Here is a 19,864-nt window from a genome sequence, read left to right as displayed (position 1 = left end):
AATCAGCAATCAGCAATCAGCAATCAGCAATCAGCAATCAGCAATCAGCAATCAGCAATATTGTACAGCAGGCGGATGCTGTTAGACAGACTATTAGTCTGAATAAAGTCATCTCGACCGATCCGCCTTATTACGATAATATCAGCTACGCCGATTTATCGGATTTCTTCTACATCTGGCTGCGCCACAATCTGCGCCCCATCTACCCGCAATTATTTGCCACTATTGCTGTTCCCAAAGACGCCGAATTGATTGCCAGCCCACACCGCCACCCATCCAAAAAAGCAGCGGAAGCCTTTTTCCTGCACGGCATGACTGAGGCGATGCGGCAAATGGCGGCGCAGGCGCATCCCGCCTTCCCGGTTACCATCTACTACGCCTTCAAGCAGGCAGAAACCAAAGACGACAAAACCGTCAGCACCGGCTGGGAAACCTTCCTGCAAGCGGTGATTGCGGCAGGCTTTGCCATCACCGGCACTTGGCCGATACGTTCAGAACAAACGACCCGTATCATTGGCATGGGGTCAAACGCCCTCGCTTCTTCCGTCGTCCTCGTCTGCCAGCGCCGCCGTGACGATGCCGCGACTGTCTCCCGCCGCGATTTCCTGCGCGAGCTGGAGCAAACCCTGCCCGATTATCTGGAAGCGATGATTGGCGGCAGCGACGGCGCTACGCCGATTGCCCCGGTGGATTTGGCGCAGGCGGCCATCGGCCCGGGCATGGCCGTCTATTCGCAATACGCCGCCGTGCGCAAGCAGGACGGCAGCGACCTCAGCGTGCATGAAGCGCTGGGCCTGATTAACCAGGCCATCAGCGACTACCTCAGCCCGGAAGCGGGCGATTTTGATGCTGCCACCCGCTTCTGCAACGCCTGGTTCGAGCAGTACGGCTGGGCGCAGGGCGCCTTCGGCGACGCCGATACCCTCTCCCGCGCCAAAGGCACCGGTGTGAATGCCATGCACGGCGCGGTTATCGAGGCACTGGCGGGCAAGGTGCGCCTGCTGCGCTGGCAGGAATATCCGGCTCCGGCCGACTGGCAGCCGCCGCAAGGCTCCCTCCCCGCCTGGCAAGCCTGCCATCAGCTGATCCGCGCCTTCCAGCAGGACGGCAGCGACGCCGCCGGCGCGCTCCTGGCACGGATACCGCAGCAGGCGGAACACATCCGCCAGCTCTGCTACCACCTCTACACCCTGTGCGAGCGCAAAAAATGGGCGGAAGATGCCCGCGCCTACAACGAACTGGCCAACGCCTGGCACGACATCACCATCGCCGCGCAAGGGCATGAAGACCGGCAGATGGAAATGGATTTGCCGTAAGCCGCACCGCCTCCCTCCATCACCACCCAAGGATCCCCCATGACCATCAAACCCTGGCGAGAAATCGCCATCCCGCATAACGATGTGCTGCAAGGTAGCTTCCAGCAATCCGAATTTGCCGCCGATATTACTCAGGTCGCGCAGGGCAGGGCCCACCCGGAATACCAGGATGCACGGCAATTTTTCGCCCGCACCTTCATCACCGAAGGGATGCGCCTGTTGCTGACGGCAGTGGCGCGCCGCTTGTGCGGGCTGGGCGGCGAGCCGGTCATCCAGTTGCAAACGGCTTTCGGTGGCGGCAAGACGCACACCATGCTGGCCGTTTATCATCTCGCTAATCATCATGACCGCACGCAGCAGCTGGAAGGCATCCCGACCCTGCTCGACCAGGCGGGCATCAGCGACCTGCCCCGGGCGCGGGTGGCGGTGCTGGACGGCATCAACCTCTCGGTCAGCCGGGGCAAGGCGCACGGCGACATCACCGCCCATACCCTCTGGGGCGAGCTGGCCTGGCAGTTGGCCGGTGCCGACGGTTATGCGCTGGTCGATGCTGAAGATAAAAGCGGCACCGCGCCGGGCAAGGACACGCTGATTGCCCTCTTGCAGCAGGCCGCCCCCTGCGTGGTGCTGATTGACGAGCTGCAAAAGTATTTCAGCGAGCTGTCGCAGGAAGGCCTACCAGCAGGCAGCTTCGAGGCCAACATCAAGTTCGTTCAGGCGCTGACCGAAGCTTTCAAGGCCGTGCCCACGGCGGTATTGCTGGCGTCTTTGCCTGCCTCGCTGTCGGAAAGCGGCGCCGGTTTCGGGCAGAAGGCATTAAAGGCGCTGGAAAAGCACTTCAACCGGGTGAACGCGGTGTGGAAACCGGCAGCGGCGGAAGAAGCCTTTGAAATCATCCGCTGCCGCCTGTTCGAGCAGACCGGCGAGCGGGCGGAAATCGAGCAAGTCTGCCGCGCTTTTCAAAAGCTTTATAGCGAACACGACGGCGATTTCCCGTCGGAGTGCCAGAGTGCGCAATATCTGGACCGCCTCTGCCGCTCCTATCCCATCCACCCGGAAATCTTCGACCGCCTCTATCACACCTGGTCCACCCTCGATAATTTCCAGCGCACCCGTGGCGTGCTGCAATATCTCGCCATCGTCATCCACCGCCTCTGGGTCAACAATAATCAGGACGGCCTGATCCTGCCCGGCTCGCTGCCGCTTGAGGACGGCGAAGTGCAGAACAAAAGCATTCAGTACCTGCCCGGCGGCTGGGAAGCGATCATGAACCGCGAAGTGGCCGGCAAACAGTCCATCCCCCATAACATTGACGGCGGCGAAAAAGAAGACAGCCGCTTCGGCGCGGTGCAGGCGGCGCAGCGGGTGATGCGCACCATCTTCCTCGCCACCGCGCCGGAAGACGGCGGGCAGAACGTGCGCGGCATCAATACGGCACACATCCTGCTCGGCACGGTGCAGCCGGGGCAGAACGTCGGTATCTTCAAGGACGTGCTGAAACGCCTGCAAGACAGCCTGCATTACCTCTACACCGATCAGGACCGCTACTGGCTCGACACCAAGCCCAGCCTGCGTCGCGAAGCGGAGGGGCGCAAAAGCAGTTTTACGGCGGCGGATCTGCGCGAGGAGCAGAAAAAACGGGTGCAGGACACCCTCGCCAAAGGCCGCTATTTCGCGCATTTTCACTATTTTGCCCCGTCCGCCGACATCCCCGATGACTGGGCGCTGCGCCTGGTGATACTGCCGCCCGACGCGGGCTACAGCCGCAGTGAAAAAGAAACCGCCGCCGCTTTCAAGGCCGCTGCCGAAATCCTGAAAAAACGGGGCGAACAGGCGCGGCAGAAACGCAACCGCCTGCTTTTCTTCGCCATTGACGGCGACACCAAAACACGCCTGGATGATGCCACCCGCACCTATCTCGCCTGGAAAAGCATCAGCCATGATATTGGCGAAGAAAAGCTGAACCTGGATACCGGCCAAGTCAAGCAGGCGGAAAGAAGCCGGAGGGGCGCGGAAGAAAGCCTGAAACTGGTCATCCGCGATGCCTACAAATGGCTGATTATCCCCGAACAATATGACGCGGAGTCGCCTGTGCAATGGGCGGCCAAAGCTGTATCCGCCAACGCGGCGAAACTGATCGAAGAAATCGAAAATGTCGCCCTGAATGAAGAAGCCATCACCCGCGAATGGGCGCCTATCCATTTGCGCGATATCCTGCACAAATACTATTTCAAGGAAGGCGCAACGGAAATTGGCGCCTTGCGGGTCTATCACGATTGCTGCCAATACCTCTATCTGCCGCGCCTGGTGAATGACGGCGTCTATAAAAACACCCTGCGCGAAGCCTTGAAAAGCACGGATTATTTCGGCTTTGCCGATGGCAAAGACGGCGATAAATATCTCGGCTTCTGTTTCGGCAAAGACAACTTCAATCTGCTCACCGAACAATCCCTGCTGATAGCACGGGAGACAGCGGCAGCATATCAGGCGCGCATCACCGCTGCGCCAACCCCGCTGCCTGCATCCATTGCCGCAGGGAATAAAACAACTACATCATCGCCCGTCTCCGGCGGCAATGCCGCAAATCATGACGACAATCCTCCGCAAGCGGCGAACCGCACCCATTTCTTTGCCAGGGCAGAACTCAATCCGCTCAAAGCCAAAATGGAGTTTGGCAATATCTTCGACGAGATCATCGCCCAATTCAGCGAGAAATCCGGCGTTACCGTCCGCCTGTCTATCGAAATAGAGGCCACCGCCGCAGACGGATTTGATGAAAACCTGCAACGCAGCGTGAATGAAAACAGCAAGGTGCTCAAAGTGCAGGGGGAATTCGAATAAGGCACGGAACGGCTTGCGGCGGCACCGTATAATCGCGCGCAAATCACAAACCGGAGCCACCATGCGCCACACCCTCCCCCTCCTCGCCGCCCTGCCGCTGGCCACCCTCGCTTTCGACGATAATGGCAGCTATTTCCAGCACAAAGACTGGGAAATCGCCTGCGACAACACCGGCACCTGCCGTGCCGCCGGCTACCAGACCGGCGACGAAGTACAAGCCATCTCCCTCCTCCTCGTGCGCGACGCCGGGGCGGATGCCGCCGTGCAAGGCCGCATCGCCATCCAGGGCGCGGACTGGGACGAAAAAACCGCCCGCCCCACCGGCGGCGAACTCTATCTGGACGACAACAGCCTCGGCGCCGTTACCCTCGGCGAAGGTCGCGAGGGCAGCAAACCCGATCCGGACAGCTACGCCGCCTACGGCAGCCTCAGCCGCGCCCAGACCGACGCCGCCCTCAAAGCTGTTGCCGGCAACGGTACCCTCAGCTTCCGCGCGGACAAAGAAACCTGGATCCTCTCCGGCGCGGGCGCGGCCGCCGTCCTCATCAAAATGGACGACTACCAGGGACGCGTCGGCACCTCCTCCGCCCTTATCAAGCGCGGCAGCGACAAGAAAGCCATCCCCCGGCCTGCGAAAAAACCCGTCATCCACGCCGCCGCCGTGCCGGACACCCCGCCGCGCGTCCTGCACGTGGGCGATGCCGAATACAGCGCGCTGCACGCCCTCCTTGCCGCCAAAGCGGGCGACGACTGCCCCCTCTTCGCGCCGCCGGAAGATGGTGACGCCATCCCCGCGCGCGACATCACCCTCTACCCGCTCAACGCCGACAACACCCTCGTCGGCAGCCCCTGCTTCCTCGCCGCCTACAACGCGGGCGACTACTACGCCATCCTCGGCTCCGACCACAAAACCCTGAAAACCGTCGTGGGCGACAGCGCCGACGGCCTCAGCTATGACAACGGCTACATCGCGGGCTTCATGAAGGTGCGCGGCCCCGGCGATTGCAGCGTGGCAAAACTCTACGCCTGGGACGGCAACACCTTCACCTATGCGCGCGGCAGCGGCAGCAGCCAGTGCAAAAGCTTCGCCGGCGGCGCCTGGGAACTGCCGACCCGCGTCAGCACCGTCATCGCCCCGAAAAAACCCTGAGCAAAAGGAACAGCCATGATCCGCAAACCCCTCACCTCCGTCCTCCTCCTCGCCGCCGTCGGCGCAACCGCCGCGCCGCTGCCGCTTGCCGACGGCCTCCCTGCCGGTAAAAACGGCACGCTGACCTACATCGGCAAAGAAACCAAAACCACCGCGCCGCTCGCCCTTACCATCGACCCCGCAGGCGGCGCGACCGTCGCCCTCATCCCGGCAGGCGGCCAAATCACCGCCCTCCTTGACGATGGCAAAGGCCACATTCTCGCCGCCAACCACTTCGGCCTCACCGGCTGGGCGCAGCCAGCCACCGCCACCGATGAGAATGACGACTTCCCCGCCCTGGCAATCAGCGCGCCGGAAAAAGACACCGAAGAAACCCCGGCCTTCCTCCTGCACTACCTGCCCGCGCTCGGCAAAGCCGCACAGACAACCTACTACCTTGATGAAGACGGCAAGCGGCACGACGGCATCCCGCCCGCAGGCAAAGCCGGCGAACCCGCTCCCGACTACGCCGTCTATGCGCACCTGCTCGACACCGCCCTCAAAGCAGGCGGCGCGACCTACCATGTTGACTGCTCGGCGGGGATGAGCGATGACTACGCCTGCGATTTCTATCGTGAAGGCAGCGCCCGCACCGATGCCCCCGTGCTCGCCGGGCAGGATTTCTACATCCCCGGCAACGGCTACGTCTATACCGACTATGACGACAGTGGCAGCAGCTACCACCGCAAGCGGCAGAAATGGGTGCTCGTCGGTAATGCCTTCAAGGAAGTGCCGCAGCCTTACTACTACCTCGGCCTTGACAGCGCCTACCACGGCGACGACAACCAGGCGACAGGCATCCTGGACAAGAAGGCCACCCTGACGCTGATGGGCGACGACGGCAAAAAAGTGGCGACCCTGAACGCGGGTGACACCTTCACCCTGCTGCTGGCGGATGCCCGCCACGACTGCCCGGCGGGCGCCCGCATCGGCGACGCAAATGACCCCATCTGCACCGAAGCCCGTCTGCTGGTGAAAACCGCCGACGGCACCCTCGGCTGGCTGACCGTGGACTACGATTACAGCAAAAAAGACACATCCCCCCGGATTGACGGCTTGCACCCGCTGGCGGGTTGATGCCGTAAAACGGAAAACGAAAGCGGGTGGACGGCAGCGTCCACCCGCTTTGCTTTGCCCCCCGTCCTTATGCGCCGTCGGCCAGCCAGCGCGGGCGGGCGGCGAGGACCCGCCCGTACACCGGGCAGTCGGGGCGGTGCGCGCCCGCGAGGTAGCCGCAGCTCGTCAGGAATTCGCCGGTGATTTCGCCGCCGGTGAAGGTGAAAGTCTGTTTGAACAGCTTGACCCAGGCGGCTTTGTCCGCGCAGGCCTGCGCGTCCAGCCAGGCGCGGAAGCTGCCGTGCGCCGCTTGCAGTGCCTGAATGACGCGGGCGTTATGAATGGCGGCCTCTATTTTGCGCCTGTTGCGGATGATGCCCGCATCCGCCAGCAGGCGGGCGGTGTCGGCCTCACCGTAGGCGGCGACGCGGGCGATGTCGAAGCCGTCGTAGGCACGGCGCAGGTTGTCCGCCTTGTTGAGGATGGTCGTCCAGCTCAGTCCCGCCTGGTTGATTTCAAAGACGAGACGCTCGAAGAGGCGGTTGTCGTCGGCGACGGGATAGCCGTATTCGTGGTCGTGGTAGCGGCGGTGTGGGTTGTCGGGCGGCAGGGTCGCGGTGTAGTCGCAGTAGTTCATGGCGACGCGCTCAGTCTTGCGGCGCGGGGAATTGCGCGAGGAAGCCGTCGAAATAGCGGCAGAGCAGGGCGAGTTCGTGCGACGCGTAGAAGAAATGCCCGGCGTCCACGAGGTGCAGGGTGGCGTCGTGATCGCGGGCGTAGCGCAGCGAGTGTTCGTAGAGGATGACGTCGTCGTGCCAGCCGTGCACGATGGTGGTCGGGCTGATGCGCGGGTAGTGCTGCACACGGTAACGCAGGCAGTAGAGGGCGGGAGCGATGAGGAAGAGTCCTTTGACTTTGTCGGGATGGGCGGCAGCGGCCAGCATCGAGGTGTAGCCGCCCATACTGAAACCGGTGAGGAGCACGGCTTCCGACTCGGCGGCAACGCGGGCGGTGAGGCGCGCGGCACGTTCTTCCGGGTCTTCGCTGTCGCGGTCGTCCACGGTTTCGCAGGTGTAGCCGTGCGCCTTGCCGGTGCGGGCAAGGTGGTAGATTTCTTTGTTGTGCGGGGTGCCGCCGCGTCCGTGGGAGAGGATGATCTTCATGTGTATTTGATGCGTTTGTCGTTGAAGGGTTTTTCGATGATGTAGTAGGTAAGGGTGGCGTAGGCAATGAGCAGCGGCAGGAGCAGCAGGGTTTTACCGCACAGATCGGTGTAGGAGACGGGGTAAGCCAACCCCAATTTGGGCATCATGCGGTAGATGGCGGTGTGCGACAGGTAGAGGGAGAAGCTGAGGCCGCCGAGCCAGGCGAGCAGGCGGTCGAGTCGCCGCCAGTCGGGCAGCGGTGCACGCAGGTAGAGGTAGATGAGGGCGGCACAGAGCAGGGCCTCAATGGTCGGTTCGAGACTTTGCCGCAACCACGGCGGGCCGCGATGGGCGAAATAGGCGGTGAAAACAGCCAGGGTGAGGATGCTCGCCATGAGACAGCGCAGCGGCGGCAGCGGGGAATGCGGGCGGCGATAGTAATAGGTGGCGAGCAGCATGCCGATGAGAAACTGGTCGAGGCGGCCGATGAGCGTGAAGTAGAGGGTGAGGTGGAAATCCGGGTCGCTGCTGTTACCGGCGAGTAGCAGGCGGGTGGCGATCATCAGCAGGATGAGCAGGGCGAGGCGGCTCGCACCGTGGGCGCGGTAAGTGGCGAAAATGAAGGGAAAGAGCAGGTAGAACTGGAATTCGACGGCGACCGTCCACACGGGGCCGATCGGGAAATAGGCCTCCATGCCCCAGACGGCGACGGGCGCGCCGCCACCGGTATTCAGTTGCAGGGTGAGAAGGCGCAGGATGTCCAGCGGGGTAGAATCGGCCCGCCCCACGCTGATGGTGATGAAGACGAGCAGAGTGGTGAGCGGGAAGATGCGCAGGATGCGGTTGTAGATAAATGGCAGGTAACGGATGGGACGGGCGCTGTTCAAACCGATGAGGCAGAAGAGAAAGCCGCTCAACACGAGGAAGAGACTGACGCCGCTCCGACCGTTATCCACCCACAGTTTAAGGATTTCCACCGGATCGGTGAGTTCGTTGCCGGCGCCAAGGAAATCACCGGCGAAGCGCAGGTGGAAGATAAACACCCACAGGCTGGCGGCAAGACGCAGGTGATCAAGGCGCGAAAAATAGGCGAGATTGGCGGATTTCATGATCCGGACGTGGTGTATTTGACCCGCTTGGCGGCGAAGGGTTTTTCGATGATGTAATAAGTGAGGCAGGCGTAAACAATAGTGACGGCAATGATCACCGCACTGCGTTGCAGCATTTCCGTCAGGCTCTGCGGATAACTCATGCCGAAGTGCCTCAGGGCAAGGAAAATGACCGCATGATGGAAGAGATAAAGAGAGAAGCTGAGGCCGCCGAGCCAGGCCAGCAGGCGGTCCAACCACGGCCAGTTCGGGAAGGGAAAGCGCAGGTAGCCGATAATGACGGCGCTCCACAGCACGGCTTCAAGCGGGAAGCTGAAAGCAGCGCCGAACCAGCTGTCATCACGCTGTGCAAGGAGGAAGCTGAAGGTGTAGAAGAGGGCGATGGCGGCAAGGCTCATCGGCAGCGCCCGGGCGGGACGTGCGCCGCCACTGCGCAGATAGTAGATGCCGGCAAGAATGCCGATGATGAACTGGTCGAGGCGGCCGGTGATAGTGTGGTAGAAGTTGAAGAAAAGGTGGGGGCTGCTGTTTCCGATCAGGATGAGGCGGGTGGTAATCATCAGCAGGATGAGGCCGAGCGCCCAGCGGATGCCTTTGTCGCGGATGAAGCCGATGATGAGCGGGAAGAGCAGATAAAACTGGAATTCGACGGCGATTGTCCAGATGGGGCCGGAAGGGAAGGCATCGCTGGCTCCCCAACCTGTCCACGGATGCCCGGTATTTAATTGCATGGTAAGGAGGCGCAGGATGTCCATCGGCGTCGATTCGGCGCGGTTGACGGTGATGACGAGAAAGACAAGGAAGGTGGTGAGCGGGATGATGCGCAGGATGCGGTTATAGACAAAAGGCAGGTAGCGCACCGGTTTGCGCCCGCTGTCGGTAATCAGGCAAAAGAGGAAGCCGCTTAATACGAGGAAGAGGCTGACGCCGCTGGAGCCGTTTTCTATCCACAGCTTGGCGAGATCCTTCCAGCTCGTCCACTCGCCGTGGAAGACAAGCGGACTGTCCGGGCCGCGAAAATGGAAGGCAAAGACCGGCAGAAAAGCGAAGAAACGCAGATGGTCCAGGCGGGCGATGTAGCGGATGTTTTGTGATTGCATGGTGTGTCCTTATGGGTTAGTGGCTGCGGCTTTTGCCGAGTTTGTCCAGGGTGGCGTTGATGAATTTGTAGCTGTCTTCCGCGCCGAACTGTTTGGCGAGTTCGACCGCTTCGTTGATGCTCACCGTCGGGTGGATGTCCGGGCGGGCGCTGATTTCGTAGGCACCGATCCAGAGGATTGCCCGCTCGACGGGGTCGAGTAATGAGACTTTGCGGCTGCTCACGGTGGCGAGCAGGTTGCCGAGCGCTTCGCGGTGGGTGGTGATGTAGGAGAAGGCGGCGGCGAAGTAGTCTTCGTCGATTTCGCGCGCTTTCGGGTCTTCCATGCGGTTCATGCGCACCAGGTAGGGGTCGTCGCCGCTGATTTGCCACTGGTAGAGGCTTTGCATGAGCAGGCGGCGGGCGCGGCTGCGCTGTTCGATGGCGCGGCGGCGCAGGTTCGGTGTTTTGCCCGGGGCGGGGTTGTCGCCGGGAGCGGTTTCGGCGGCGGGAGCGGTTTCGGGATCGGCGGTGGTTTCAGCGGCAGCGGCGAGGTCGAGTTTCATCAGGATGTCGGTCTGTGCGTCGCTGCCGAGGGTGAAGGTGTGGCTGGCGAAGGCGGTAAAGCCGTGTTTCTGGTAGAACTGCAAGGCACGGCGGTTGTGCTCCCACACGCCGAGCCAGAGGTAGGGCGCGCCCTGTGCGGCGGCGTCATCACGCGCCTGCTGGTAGAGTGCGGCACCGACGCCCTGGCCGTGGTGGGCGCTGAGGACGTAGATGCGCTCGATTTCCAGCGCCTGCGGGTCTTGCGGCGCGCTTTGTGCCGCGCCGGTGTTGGTTTTCAGGTAGCCGAGGGCGTTGCCGTCGTCGTCTTCGGCGAAGTAGAAGCGGCTTTCGGGGTTCACGAGTTCTTGCGCGAGGCGGGAGGCCGAGAGGTTGTGTTCGAGGTAGTGCGCCATGTCGGCTTCGCTATTATCAGCGGCGAAGGTTTCGTGGAAGGTGGTGCGGCTGATGTTTTGCAGTTGGTCGAGGTCGGCGAGGGTCAGTTGGCGGATGTGCATGGTTGTCTCGGGTTGGGGGATTAGAGTGGGGTGTGCTGGCGTCCGGCGGCATCGAAGTTGGCCGGGTCGAGCCAGCGCTCGAAGCGGGCTCGCTGGGCCGGCCATTCGTTATCGAGCAGCGAATACCAGGCGGTGTCGCGGTTGCGGCCTTTGTAAACGACGGCCTGGCGGAAGGTGCCTTCGTAGGTGAAGCCGAGGCGTTCAGCGGCGTGGCGGCTGGGCGCGTTCAGGCTGTCGCATTTCCATTCGTAGCGGCGGTAGTGCAGTTCGTCAAAGACGTAGCGCATCAGCAGGTATTGCGCTTCGGTGGCAAGGCGCGAGCGTTTGAGGGCGTCGCCATAGCAGACCCAGCCCACTTCGATGACGCGATTCTTCGGGTCGATGCGCATCAGCGCCAGGGTGCCCAGCGCCGTACCGCTCGTGGCGTCGCAGATGGCGAGATGGTAGGGGTCGGTACTGGCGGCCAGGCGCCGCATGAGCGCGTCATGCGCGGCGCGGTCGGGCGCAGGCTCGATGCTGAGGTAGGTGAAATTGGCCGACGGCGCGGCCGGACCGTAAACCGCGTAAAGGGCGGCGCCGTGGCGGGCGGGATCAAGTTTTTCGAGGCGGCAGTAGCGGCCATGCAGGGTGGTGATGGCGGGCAAAGCGCCGGGGGTGTAGTCGGGCAACGGGGTGCCGACGGGTTGGTGATAGGCGTTGGTGGGCATGGTCAGTGAGAGAAATATTTGTTGGCAGCGGCGTAGGTGAAGGGATTGTCGAGCAGGGCGGCGGTGTTGCTGTGCCGGATGGCGTCGTCCAGTGCGCCGGGGATGAAAACGCAGTCGGCACCCGCCTGTACGAAGGCGTGGCCGCGTTCGATGGCGATGGCTTCTTTTGCGGCGGATGGGGCGACGTCGGGCCAGTAGGCACGGGTGCGGGCGTTGATGACGAAATCCACGCCGGTTTCTTGTTTGAGGGCGCGCAGGGCGGCGATTTTTGCGGTTTGCAGGTGGATGGGCGAGAGGCTGCCGCCGGTTTCGCCATCTTCGGGGTTGCAGCCGACGGCACCGGCACGCAGCAGTTCGCGCGCGTTTTCTTGCACGGCGTCGGGGGTTTCACTGTAGCCGCGCTCGAAGTCCACAGAGAGCGGGATATCAACGCGGGCGGTGATTTTGGCGACGAGTTCGAGCAGGTCGGCAAAGGTGACGGCTTCGCCGTTCGGCAGCCCCGGGTCGTAGGCGACGCCCGCACTGGATGTGGCGATTGCGGGGAAGCCCTGTTTGGCGAAGACGCAGGCGCTGCCCACGTTCCAGATGTTGGGCAGGATGAAGAGCTGGTTGGCGCGGTGCAGGGCGGCGAAGCGGGCGGCGCGTTGTTTTTGTGGGGGCATGTGAAAGATCGGGTTGCGGTGGAAATGCCTGCGGGCGAAGGCTTGGGTTTTCTTGAAGTTAATTGGGCCGTTATTGGTGTTTCAAACGGTGCCCCTTTTCATCAAATGGCGGAGGAGGCGGTATAAAAACCGCCCACGGCCGGGATGGTCGGCAGGCGGTTAGCCCGACTTCGTTTCCTGAATAATTGCTGGTAAACGGCGGTGCTCAATTTCGGCGTCCGCGCCTGGGTTTTAAAGTCCACATAGACCATGCCGAAGCGGCTGCCGTAGCCGGAGAACCACTCCAGATTGTCGTGGCTGGACCAGGCGTGATAGCTCACCACCTTGGCCCCTGCCTGCATGGCCTCCTTCAGGGCAGCGATGTGGTTGGCCAGATATTTACGGCGTTTCGCATCATTAACCTTACCGTCTTTCAGCTCGTCGTCGCCGGGGAAGTCGGCACCGTTTTCGGTGATGATGGCGGTGGGATTGCTCCATTCGTCGCGGATGCGCAGCAGCAGTTCCTCGAACAGGTCGGGGCGCACGGCGCCGTTAAAGGCCACTTCTTTGTCGCCGTCGCTCAGCTGCATTTCCGGGGCGTAGTCGGTTTTGGCATCCTTCCGGGTGCGAATGTAGAGCGGGGCATAGTAGTTAATGCCGAGGAATTCGAGTCTGGCCGCACCCACCTTGGCGGCGTCGCCCTCCTCGATGCCGGTGTCCAGCTGATATTTTTGCACCAGTTCGAGAATGTCCGCCGGGTAGCTGCCCTTGATGGCGGCGTTGATGGCGTTTTGCAGCGCGCTGGGCATGGCAGGATCTCCGGTGGCAGCGGTTTGGGGGAGGGCGCTGCCGGAGAGGGCGAGCGCGGCGGTTCCCAGGCAGAGTTGGCGACGGTTCATGGTTTCTCCTTGATGCAAAGGGGAGGGAGGGCCCTGCGGCACATGGCACGGTCAAAACGGCGCGGAAAGCATCCGGCGGCGGCCGTACTTTTGCATTGTAGGGGATTGGCGGCGGGACGCGGCGGTTTTTCTGCGCAACGCGCTCTCAGGTGCCGATGCAGGGATCGTCAAGTTCGCCTGCCGGGGTGACGCCGAGGCTGACGGGTTCGCCATTGAAGGTGTCGCCCGCATCCAGCCAGGCGGTAAAGGCACCGTCCGCGCCGACAGCCAGTTCGGCAAGGCGCAGGCGGCGGGCGAGTGCGGCGGCATCCAGCCCGCCACTTTCCCCGGCTGCCGCGAGGCAGCGGGCGGCATGGTTAATCAGGCGTTCGTTCCAGTAACGGCGGTTGTCCGGGCTGTCGAACAGGCGGTTCAGCGTGGCGGCGGCAGCGGGAGCGGGTTGTGCGGGGTTGTTTTCGTCGCGATCCAGCATGATGCAGACGGGCTGCCCCAGCCAGTCGGCCTGGCCCTTGTAATGGTGGAAGGCGGTATCGAGGGTGAGGGGAATGGCGGGTGGCGCCTCCTGCCAGACGGGGGGATGGCGGTAGGCATCGCGCATGGCGGCCAGGGCGGTATCCGGCGCGCCGGCGCGCAGGATGCGCAGCAGCATGAACCGGTGCGGCGCGGTGTTGTGGGCGCGGACGCGCAGGCGGTAGATGGTATGTCCGGCGAGGCAGGCGACCGGCGGTTTCCCGCCCAGGGCGCACAGCAGGCGGCGCAGGCGCTTCAGCTTTTTCCCGCTGAAATCGGCGGGTGCGGCGAGGCTGTGGATGTGTCCGAAGCCGCCCACCAGCGGCTCGCTGTGCAGTTGTTGGCCGCTCCGGTAGGCAAGGATGCGGCACTTGGCACGGTAGAGCGGCGCGCCGCTGATGCTGAAAACGGCATTGCAGGGGTTGGCGGTGAGGACGGTGATGTCCTGTTCTTCATCGCGGTAGTCGGCGGCAAAGGCGGTGCGTTGTTCTTGCGGGGTCATGTGCAGGACCGGGTTGTGGGCAGGATGCCGTGAGGCGGGGCGGGGGGAGGGGGATCCTTTCCGCCGTGATTTTTTGCCCCGCCGACTATATATCACGCCCGCATGAACGCGGGTTTATAGTCGTTCCAGACAGAAATGAGACAAGGCGGCGAGCCTCGCCTGTTCTGGCGCGTTTTGACCATGTACCGGCGTTATGCCCGCCGGTTATGGCGCAATAAAAAACCGCTATTGGGCAGATGCGGCGGAAATCCCTACCATGCGCGCTCCCCCCAACAACCGGAAGCCCCCATGAAAAAAATCCTTCTCGCCGCCCTCTTCGCTGCTGCCGCCCTGCCGGTGTTTGCCGAAACGGAGCTGCTCAACGCCTCCTACGACATCGCGCGCGAACTCTTCGCCCGCTACAACGATCTTTACCGCAAGGAACACCCCGACGTGAAAATCATCCAGTCGCACGCCGGTTCCTCGAAGCAGGCCAACGCCATCCTGCAAGGGCTGAAAGCCGATGTCGTTACCTTCAACCAGGTGACCGACATCGATGTGCTCGCGCAGAAAGGCAAACTGCTGCCGGACAACTGGCGCGAACGCCTGCCGCATCACAGCTCGCCCTACTATTCCACCACCGCCTTCCTCGTGCGCAAGGGCAACCCGAAACACATCGAAAACTGGGGCGATCTCGTCAAAGACGGCGTGGAAATCGTCTTCGCCAACCCGAAAACCAGCGGCAACGGGCGCTATGCCTACCTCGGCGCGCTCGGCTACGCGCAGGACACCTACCAAAGCGCAGACGAACAGCAGGCGTTCCTGAAAAACGTCCTCGGCCACGTCAAGGTCTTTGACACCGGCGGACGCGGCGCGACCACCAGCTTCGTCGAGCGCAAAATCGGCGACGTGCTGATTACCTTTGAATCCGAAGTGCACGGCATCCGCCAGGAATACGGCGCAAACGACTACGACGTGGTCATCCCCAAAGTCTCCATCCTCGCCGAATTCCCCGTCGCCTGGCTGGACAAGAATACCGACGCCAAAGGCACGACGGACGCCGCCAAAGCCTATCTCGAATATCTGTACAGCGAACCGGCGCAGCAACTGCTGGCGGAAAACCACTACCGCGTGCGCGATGAAAAAATCGCCGCCGCCTTCAAGGACAGCTTCCCCGAAGTCAAGCTGAAAACCATCGAAGACATCAGCGGCTCGTGGGACAAGGCGATGAAAGAACACTTCGCGAGCGGCGCCCTGCTGGACCAGTTGCAGAAACGCTGATGGCGCAAGCCTTCGTGCCCGATAAAAACGCCACTTCCTTCACCCCCGATCTGCACGCCCCGGACAGCCACGGCTGGGGCGGGCGGCTGCACCACCGGCCGGGTTCCGTCATCGCCGTCTGGCTGCTCCTGTGGTTCGCCTATCCGCTGACGGCGGGGCAGTACAGCCACCGCGTCTGGACGGTGTGGACACCACTGTGGGCGCTGGCCGGCGCCATCGCGCTTTACTGCTGCTTCCGCCGCCGCCGCCCCGCCGTCATATGCGACGCCCTGGGGCTGACCCTCTGCCACGGCGGGCGCATCTGCGCGCAATGGCGCTGGCAGGCGCTCGCCGATGTGTCCGCCCCCGGCAGCGGGATACAGCTCGCCATCTGCGCGCGCGACGGGACGAAGCGGCTGTACCGTCACCCGCGCCTCGGTGCCGCCGATTACGCCGACATCGCCCGCGTCGCGCGGGACCGCCTGCACCATGTTGCCGCACCGCCCGCCGCCGCCATCCCGATGCGTCTCTGGTACAGGACCCGCCGCACCATCCGCTTTGCCAGCTTCACCCTGGCCCTGCTGCTGGCAGCCGCCTGGTTCATCGTCTGGCTGTTTTACGACGGCTGGCGTTCGCATGATGCGGCACAGCCCCTGCATCCCCTGCTGGCCGTCTTCAACCTCGCGGGCATCGCCATCCTGGCCTGGCTGCTGCACCGCATCTATGGCCACTACCGCTACTACCTCACCCAGGAACCGCGCATCATGGCGCGCCTCGATGCACGCGGCCTGCACCTCTGCCGACCCGACGGCAGGATTGATTTCATCGCGCGGCAGGATATGCGCGGCATCCGCGCCGTGCTGAAATGCGGCAGACTCGACCCGCCCACCCATCTCGCCATTGATGACCGCTACGGCGACAGGCACCGCTTCCCCGCAGGCTATCTCGCAGAAGACGACATGGTGCGGGAAATCGCCGCCAGCGCTGACGCCGCCATCCACGGCAGGGCGCTGCCGCCGCAGACGACCGGGCGCGTCCCCGCGCACAGCCGCAGCGGCAACATCCTCCTCTGGCTCGGGCTTGCCCTGCCGCCCCTCATCGGCATATTGCTGCGCGGGATATAGCCGGGTGCCCGCGCATCGCGCAGAAAAAACGCCGACGCGGGTCGGCGTTTCCTGTGCAGCGGCGCTCAGTCGCCGTAGAAGCGGATATATGCGATCTTCGGCCCCGGTTTTTCTTCTTCGCCGCTGTATGTGTCGGGCGTGACCCAGCCGGTGTTGCCGCCCGCGTTTTGCACCAGCAATTTCAGTTTGCAGATTTCCTCTTCCTTGCAGGGGATGGCGCGCGGGTCGTCGAGGATGATGCGCACTTTTTCGCCTTTCTTCACCGCGTGTTTTTTGCCGTCGAGACCGTCGAGCGTGAAATCGTTTTCGGCTTTGCTGTCCACGCCGATGTAGTGATAGGGCTGGATGACTTCGTCCAGTTTGTCGCCTTTGAGCGTGTATTTGCTGCGCGTCTGGTAGTAGAGGTTGGCGTGGGTGTCGGTATAGACGGTGCCGTCGCCGGGCAGATAGTAGGTTTCGCCGTTCAGGGTGCTGTTTTCGTCGTAGGGGACTTCGTCCGGGGCTTTGCCGTCGGCGGGGGCGGGGAAGATAGTGCAGTTCGGGTCGCCACTCATGCCGTCGTCGCAATAGACGAAATAGTCTTTGTCATCCCCCGCCAGTTTGCCGCGCAGGGCGCGATAGACATCCGGTGCATCATCTTTGCCCGGCACGGTTTCGTTCAAAAAGGTGCTGTTTTTCGGGTCAAAGTAGAAAAAGAAGTTGTTTTCACCGATTTCCGCTTTTTGCAGGCCGTCCAGTTTGTCGGCAGCTGCGCCGCTGGTATCCGCCTGTGCCCAGCCGGTCAGGCCGAAGGCGTTTTTGACGAGCGCGCGGCCTTTGTCATCCACGAGCAGGATGGTGAGCGGGCTGTCTTTGGCGAGGCGGAAAACGGCGTCGCCGCCGTCGGGCTTCTGCGTCATGACGAGGGCGGCCGCCGCCTTGCTGTCTTCGCCGAGGTAGGTCAGCGGCTGTGTGCCGGGGGTGATGGTGTTGGTGAAGAGCGGCGCGGCACCGGCCTGGGCGGCGGTAAGGGCGAGCGCGATGAGGGTTTTTTTCATGGGGGGTAGTCCTTAAAAAATGGTTTTACGGTTGCGGTGAGGCGGCCGGGCGGCCGACGCCTATTTTATAGCCCTTGCAAACAGGGCTGTCTTCAGCCCGCCGACGGGAGAAGGGCTTTTCCGTGCCGGCGGGATAAGGCCAGGGTTTACGGATTCAGCAGCAGCGCGTGGTTGTCGCGCAGGGCGGCGTTGTCGCGGCAGCCGAGGAGGAAGAGCGCGGTGCGGTATTCGCGTTCGAAGCGGCGGATGGCGGCGATAACGGCAGCAGTGCTTTCTTGCGCGGCAGCGAGGAAGGGCGCGGCAATGCCACACAGTTCGGCACCGAGGAGGATGGCTTTCGCCATGTCGATGCCGCTTCTGATGCCGCCGCTGGCGATGAGGGTTACGTCGGGGTGGGCGGCGCGGTTGAGGCGCAGCGCTTCGACGGTTGTCAGTCCCCAGTCCTGGAAGGTGAGGCCGAGGGTGTCGGCAGGGTCGCGGCGGCGGTGGTGTTCGATACGGCTCCACGAGGTGCCGCCGCGTCCGGCGAGGTCGTAGTAGCGCACGCCGGCCTGTTTGCCGAGGGCGATGTCGGCGGGCGAGAGGCCGCTGCCGACTTCTTTGAGCAGCACGGGCACGGGGGTCGCCTGCACGACGGCGGCGATTTTCGCGGCCAGATCGCGGTAGTCGGTGTCGCCTTCGGGCTGCACGGCTTCTTGCAGGGGGTTGAGGTGCAGGTAGAGGCCATCGGCGACGAGCGTCGCTACCGCGCGGCAGGCGTGGCTGCTGTCAAAGCCGTAGTTAAGCTGCACGGCGCCGAGGTTGGCGATGAGAACGGTACCGGGCGCGACATCGCGCAGGCGGAAGCTGGCTTCTGCCGCCTGTTCGCCGAACTGGACACGCTGCGAGCCGACCGCCATCGCCACACCGCAGGCTTCGGCGGCGGCGGCAAGGTGGCGGTTGATGCGCCGTATTTCCGGGTCGCTGCCGCCGGTCATGGAGGAGATGAGGAGCGGCAGGTGCAGGGTTTTGCCGAGGAAGGGGCAGCGGGTGTCGATGTCGGCGAGCGCCAGCTCAGGCAGGGCGCGGTGCGTCAGGCGCAGGGCGGCAAAGCCGCTGCCGCCACGCTCGATGGCGGGGTCTTGCGCGAGGGCGTCGAGGTGTTCGCGTTTGCGGCGGGCGATGGGGTTCATGCGCGGCGTTCCAGGGCGAGGTGGGCGCGCATCAGTTCGCCGGGGTTGGTCTGCGCGGCAAGCAGCGACAGTTCGCCGCAGAGGACGGTGGCAGCGCAGATGGCGGCGAGGCGGCGCGCGTTCTCGCCGGCGGGACGGTCTGCGCGGCAGCCCAGCGCGTGCAGGTGCGCTTCGACGGCGTCGCCGCTTTTGCCGTTGCCGACGCTGCCGATGATGAGGTTCGGCAGGGTGCAGCTGAAATAGAGGTCGTCGCCGCGCGTTTCGGTGTGGACGATGCCTTGCGAGCCTTCGATGATGTTCGCCGCGTCCTGGCCGGTGGCGAGGTAGAAGGCGAGGAGGATGTTGGCGAAGTGGGCGTTTGCGCTACGGATGCTGCCGGCAAGCGCCCCGCCGATGTGGTTTTTGCGCAGGTTCAGCGCGCAGATTTTTTCCGGTGTGGTGCGCAGCATCCGCGCGCAGAGGCGGCGCGGGATGGTGATTTCGGCGATGATGTTTTTGCCCCGGCCAAGGATGCCGTTCACCGCGCTCACTTTTTTGTCGGTGCAGTAGTTGGCGGAGATGGAGCCGTAGGCGAGGGCGGGATGGGCGGCGAGGATGTGGGAAAGCACGGCATCGGCGGCTTTGGTCACCATGTTGTGCCCGGCGGCGTCGCCGGTCGCGCATTCGAGACGGAGATAGAGCAGGTTGCCGACGATTTGGTGGTGCAGGCCGAGCAGGCGGGCGAAGCGGCCTGTTTCTGCGACGACGGCGGCGAGTTCGTCGCGCGCGGCGAGAATGTCTTGTAGCGCGGCGTAGGCGGTGGCGGCATCGGGCGCTTCGAGCAGAATGCTGCGCGCCATGCGGTCGTCAATCAGGGTGCAGCGCACGCCGCCGCAGTGTTCGGCGACCCTCGCGCCGCGCGCGGTGGAGGGCCAGAGCGGGCTTTCGTAGGTGGCGAGCGGGACGCGGACGGTATCGTTCACGGCGTTGCCGCTGATGGTAAGCGGCCCGATCCATTGGGTCGGGATGGGAGTGATGTGGGTCTCTTGGCGGGGCATATTTTGCTGGTTTTACAGGAATTTTCGGCGCAGCAGTATAGCACGCAGGCCTTTTTTCTACGGCGTAGCGAGACATCAACGGCGCAAAAAAAGCGGACCCATAGTCCGCTTTTTTTTTGCACCTATCCGGCAGAGTAGCGTCAAACTATTGGGCATTACCGCCACGGCTACCGTGGAAAAACAGCCGTTCGACTGGGATAT

At 63.2% G+C, this 19,864-nt stretch carries 17 protein-coding genes and 1 pseudogene; 6 read left to right on the top strand and 12 right to left on the bottom strand.

The features are described 5' to 3' along the window. The 4 genes and pseudogenes from Q0562_RS10060 to Q0562_RS10045 all read left to right on the top strand — a co-directional run. Positions 1-1,316 (top strand): annotated as a pseudogene (locus tag Q0562_RS10060) (hypothetical protein); the annotation flags it as partial. 39 nt (positions 1,317-1,355) lie between these two features. Then, positions 1,356-4,157 (top strand): DUF499 domain-containing protein, encoded by a 2,802-nt coding sequence (locus Q0562_RS10055; RefSeq protein WP_298643997.1) that lies wholly within the window; start codon positions 1,356-1,358, stop codon positions 4,155-4,157. Positions 4,158-4,218: 61 nt separating this feature from the next. Then, complete coding sequence (locus Q0562_RS10050; protein ID WP_298643995.1) at positions 4,219-5,307, top strand: DUF1176 domain-containing protein; 1,089 nt, start codon at positions 4,219-4,221, stop codon at positions 5,305-5,307. A gap of 15 nt (positions 5,308-5,322) precedes the next feature. After that, on the top strand, positions 5,323-6,423 hold the full coding sequence (locus Q0562_RS10045; protein ID WP_298643992.1) for a hypothetical protein: 1,101 nt from the start codon (positions 5,323-5,325) through the stop codon (positions 6,421-6,423). A 67-nt stretch (positions 6,424-6,490) separates the two neighbouring features. On the opposite strand, the gene Q0562_RS10040 is transcribed toward Q0562_RS10045, so the two are convergent. The 9 genes from Q0562_RS10040 to Q0562_RS10000 form a co-directional block, all read right to left on the bottom strand. Continuing rightward, positions 6,491-7,039 carry a DNA-3-methyladenine glycosylase I gene (locus tag Q0562_RS10040; RefSeq protein WP_298643991.1) on the bottom strand — a complete coding sequence of 183 codons (549 nt, stop codon included), beginning with the start codon at positions 7,037-7,039 and terminating at the stop codon, positions 6,491-6,493. Between the two features lie 10 nt (positions 7,040-7,049). Further along, positions 7,050-7,565, bottom strand: coding sequence for an alpha/beta fold hydrolase (locus Q0562_RS10035; RefSeq protein WP_298643989.1), 516 nt, complete (start codon positions 7,563-7,565; stop codon positions 7,050-7,052). After that, positions 7,562-8,656, bottom strand: a complete 1,095-nt coding sequence (locus tag Q0562_RS10030) for an acyltransferase (protein WP_298643986.1) — start codon at positions 8,654-8,656, stop codon at positions 7,562-7,564. Before Q0562_RS10030 ends, Q0562_RS10035 begins: the two co-directional genes overlap by 4 nt. Beyond that, a complete protein-coding gene (locus Q0562_RS10025) occupies positions 8,653-9,756 on the bottom strand; it encodes an acyltransferase (protein WP_298643984.1) in 1,104 nt (367 codons plus the stop codon). Before Q0562_RS10025 ends, Q0562_RS10030 begins: the two co-directional genes overlap by 4 nt. 16 nt (positions 9,757-9,772) lie before the next feature. Next, a complete protein-coding gene (nusB, locus tag Q0562_RS10020) occupies positions 9,773-10,795 on the bottom strand; it encodes a transcription antitermination factor NusB (protein ID WP_298643982.1) in 1,023 nt (340 codons plus the stop codon). Between the two features lie 20 nt (positions 10,796-10,815). Beyond that, a complete protein-coding gene (locus Q0562_RS10015; protein ID WP_298643980.1) occupies positions 10,816-11,502 on the bottom strand; it encodes a GNAT family protein in 687 nt (228 codons plus the stop codon). A 2-nt stretch (positions 11,503-11,504) separates the two neighbouring features. After that, positions 11,505-12,164, bottom strand: coding sequence for an isocitrate lyase/phosphoenolpyruvate mutase family protein (locus Q0562_RS10010; protein ID WP_298643978.1), 660 nt, complete (start codon positions 12,162-12,164; stop codon positions 11,505-11,507). Between the two features lie 101 nt (positions 12,165-12,265). After that, entirely contained in the window at positions 12,266-13,042 is a 777-nt protein-coding gene (locus tag Q0562_RS10005; protein ID WP_298643977.1) for a family 1 glycosylhydrolase, read from the bottom strand. A gap of 145 nt (positions 13,043-13,187) precedes the next feature. Next, positions 13,188-14,054 (bottom strand): DUF2262 domain-containing protein, encoded by an 867-nt coding sequence (locus Q0562_RS10000; RefSeq protein ID WP_298643975.1) that lies wholly within the window; start codon positions 14,052-14,054, stop codon positions 13,188-13,190. 288 nt (positions 14,055-14,342) lie between these two features. On the opposite strand from Q0562_RS10000, the gene cysP reads away from it, so the two are divergent. Further along, positions 14,343-15,314: a thiosulfate ABC transporter substrate-binding protein CysP gene (gene cysP / locus Q0562_RS09995; RefSeq protein WP_298643973.1), complete on the top strand. Its 972-nt coding sequence runs from the start codon at positions 14,343-14,345 to the stop codon at positions 15,312-15,314. Beyond that, on the top strand, positions 15,314-16,417 hold the full coding sequence (locus Q0562_RS09990) for a hypothetical protein (RefSeq protein ID WP_298643971.1): 1,104 nt from the start codon (positions 15,314-15,316) through the stop codon (positions 16,415-16,417). The genes cysP and Q0562_RS09990 overlap by 1 nt, the downstream gene beginning before the upstream one ends. Positions 16,418-16,482: 65 nt before the next feature. On the opposite strand, the gene Q0562_RS09985 is transcribed toward Q0562_RS09990, so the two are convergent. From Q0562_RS09985 to Q0562_RS09975, 3 genes are all read right to left on the bottom strand, one after another. Continuing rightward, positions 16,483-17,454, bottom strand: a complete 972-nt coding sequence (locus tag Q0562_RS09985; protein WP_298643970.1) for a hypothetical protein — start codon at positions 17,452-17,454, stop codon at positions 16,483-16,485. Between the two features lie 146 nt (positions 17,455-17,600). Continuing rightward, the gene (fni, locus tag Q0562_RS09980) at positions 17,601-18,626 is read right to left on the bottom strand and encodes a type 2 isopentenyl-diphosphate Delta-isomerase (protein WP_298643968.1); all 1,026 of its coding nucleotides are present in this window, start codon (positions 18,624-18,626) and stop codon (positions 17,601-17,603) included. Continuing rightward, entirely contained in the window at positions 18,623-19,663 is a 1,041-nt protein-coding gene (locus Q0562_RS09975) for a hydroxymethylglutaryl-CoA reductase (RefSeq protein ID WP_298643966.1), read from the bottom strand. Before Q0562_RS09975 ends, fni begins: the two co-directional genes overlap by 4 nt. Positions 19,664-19,864 lie beyond the last annotated feature (201 nt).

Source organism: uncultured Cardiobacterium sp., assembly GCF_938028825.1.
Lineage (GTDB): Bacteria > Pseudomonadota > Gammaproteobacteria > Cardiobacteriales > Cardiobacteriaceae > Cardiobacterium.
This window is presented reverse-complemented; position numbering and strand designations above follow the sequence as displayed.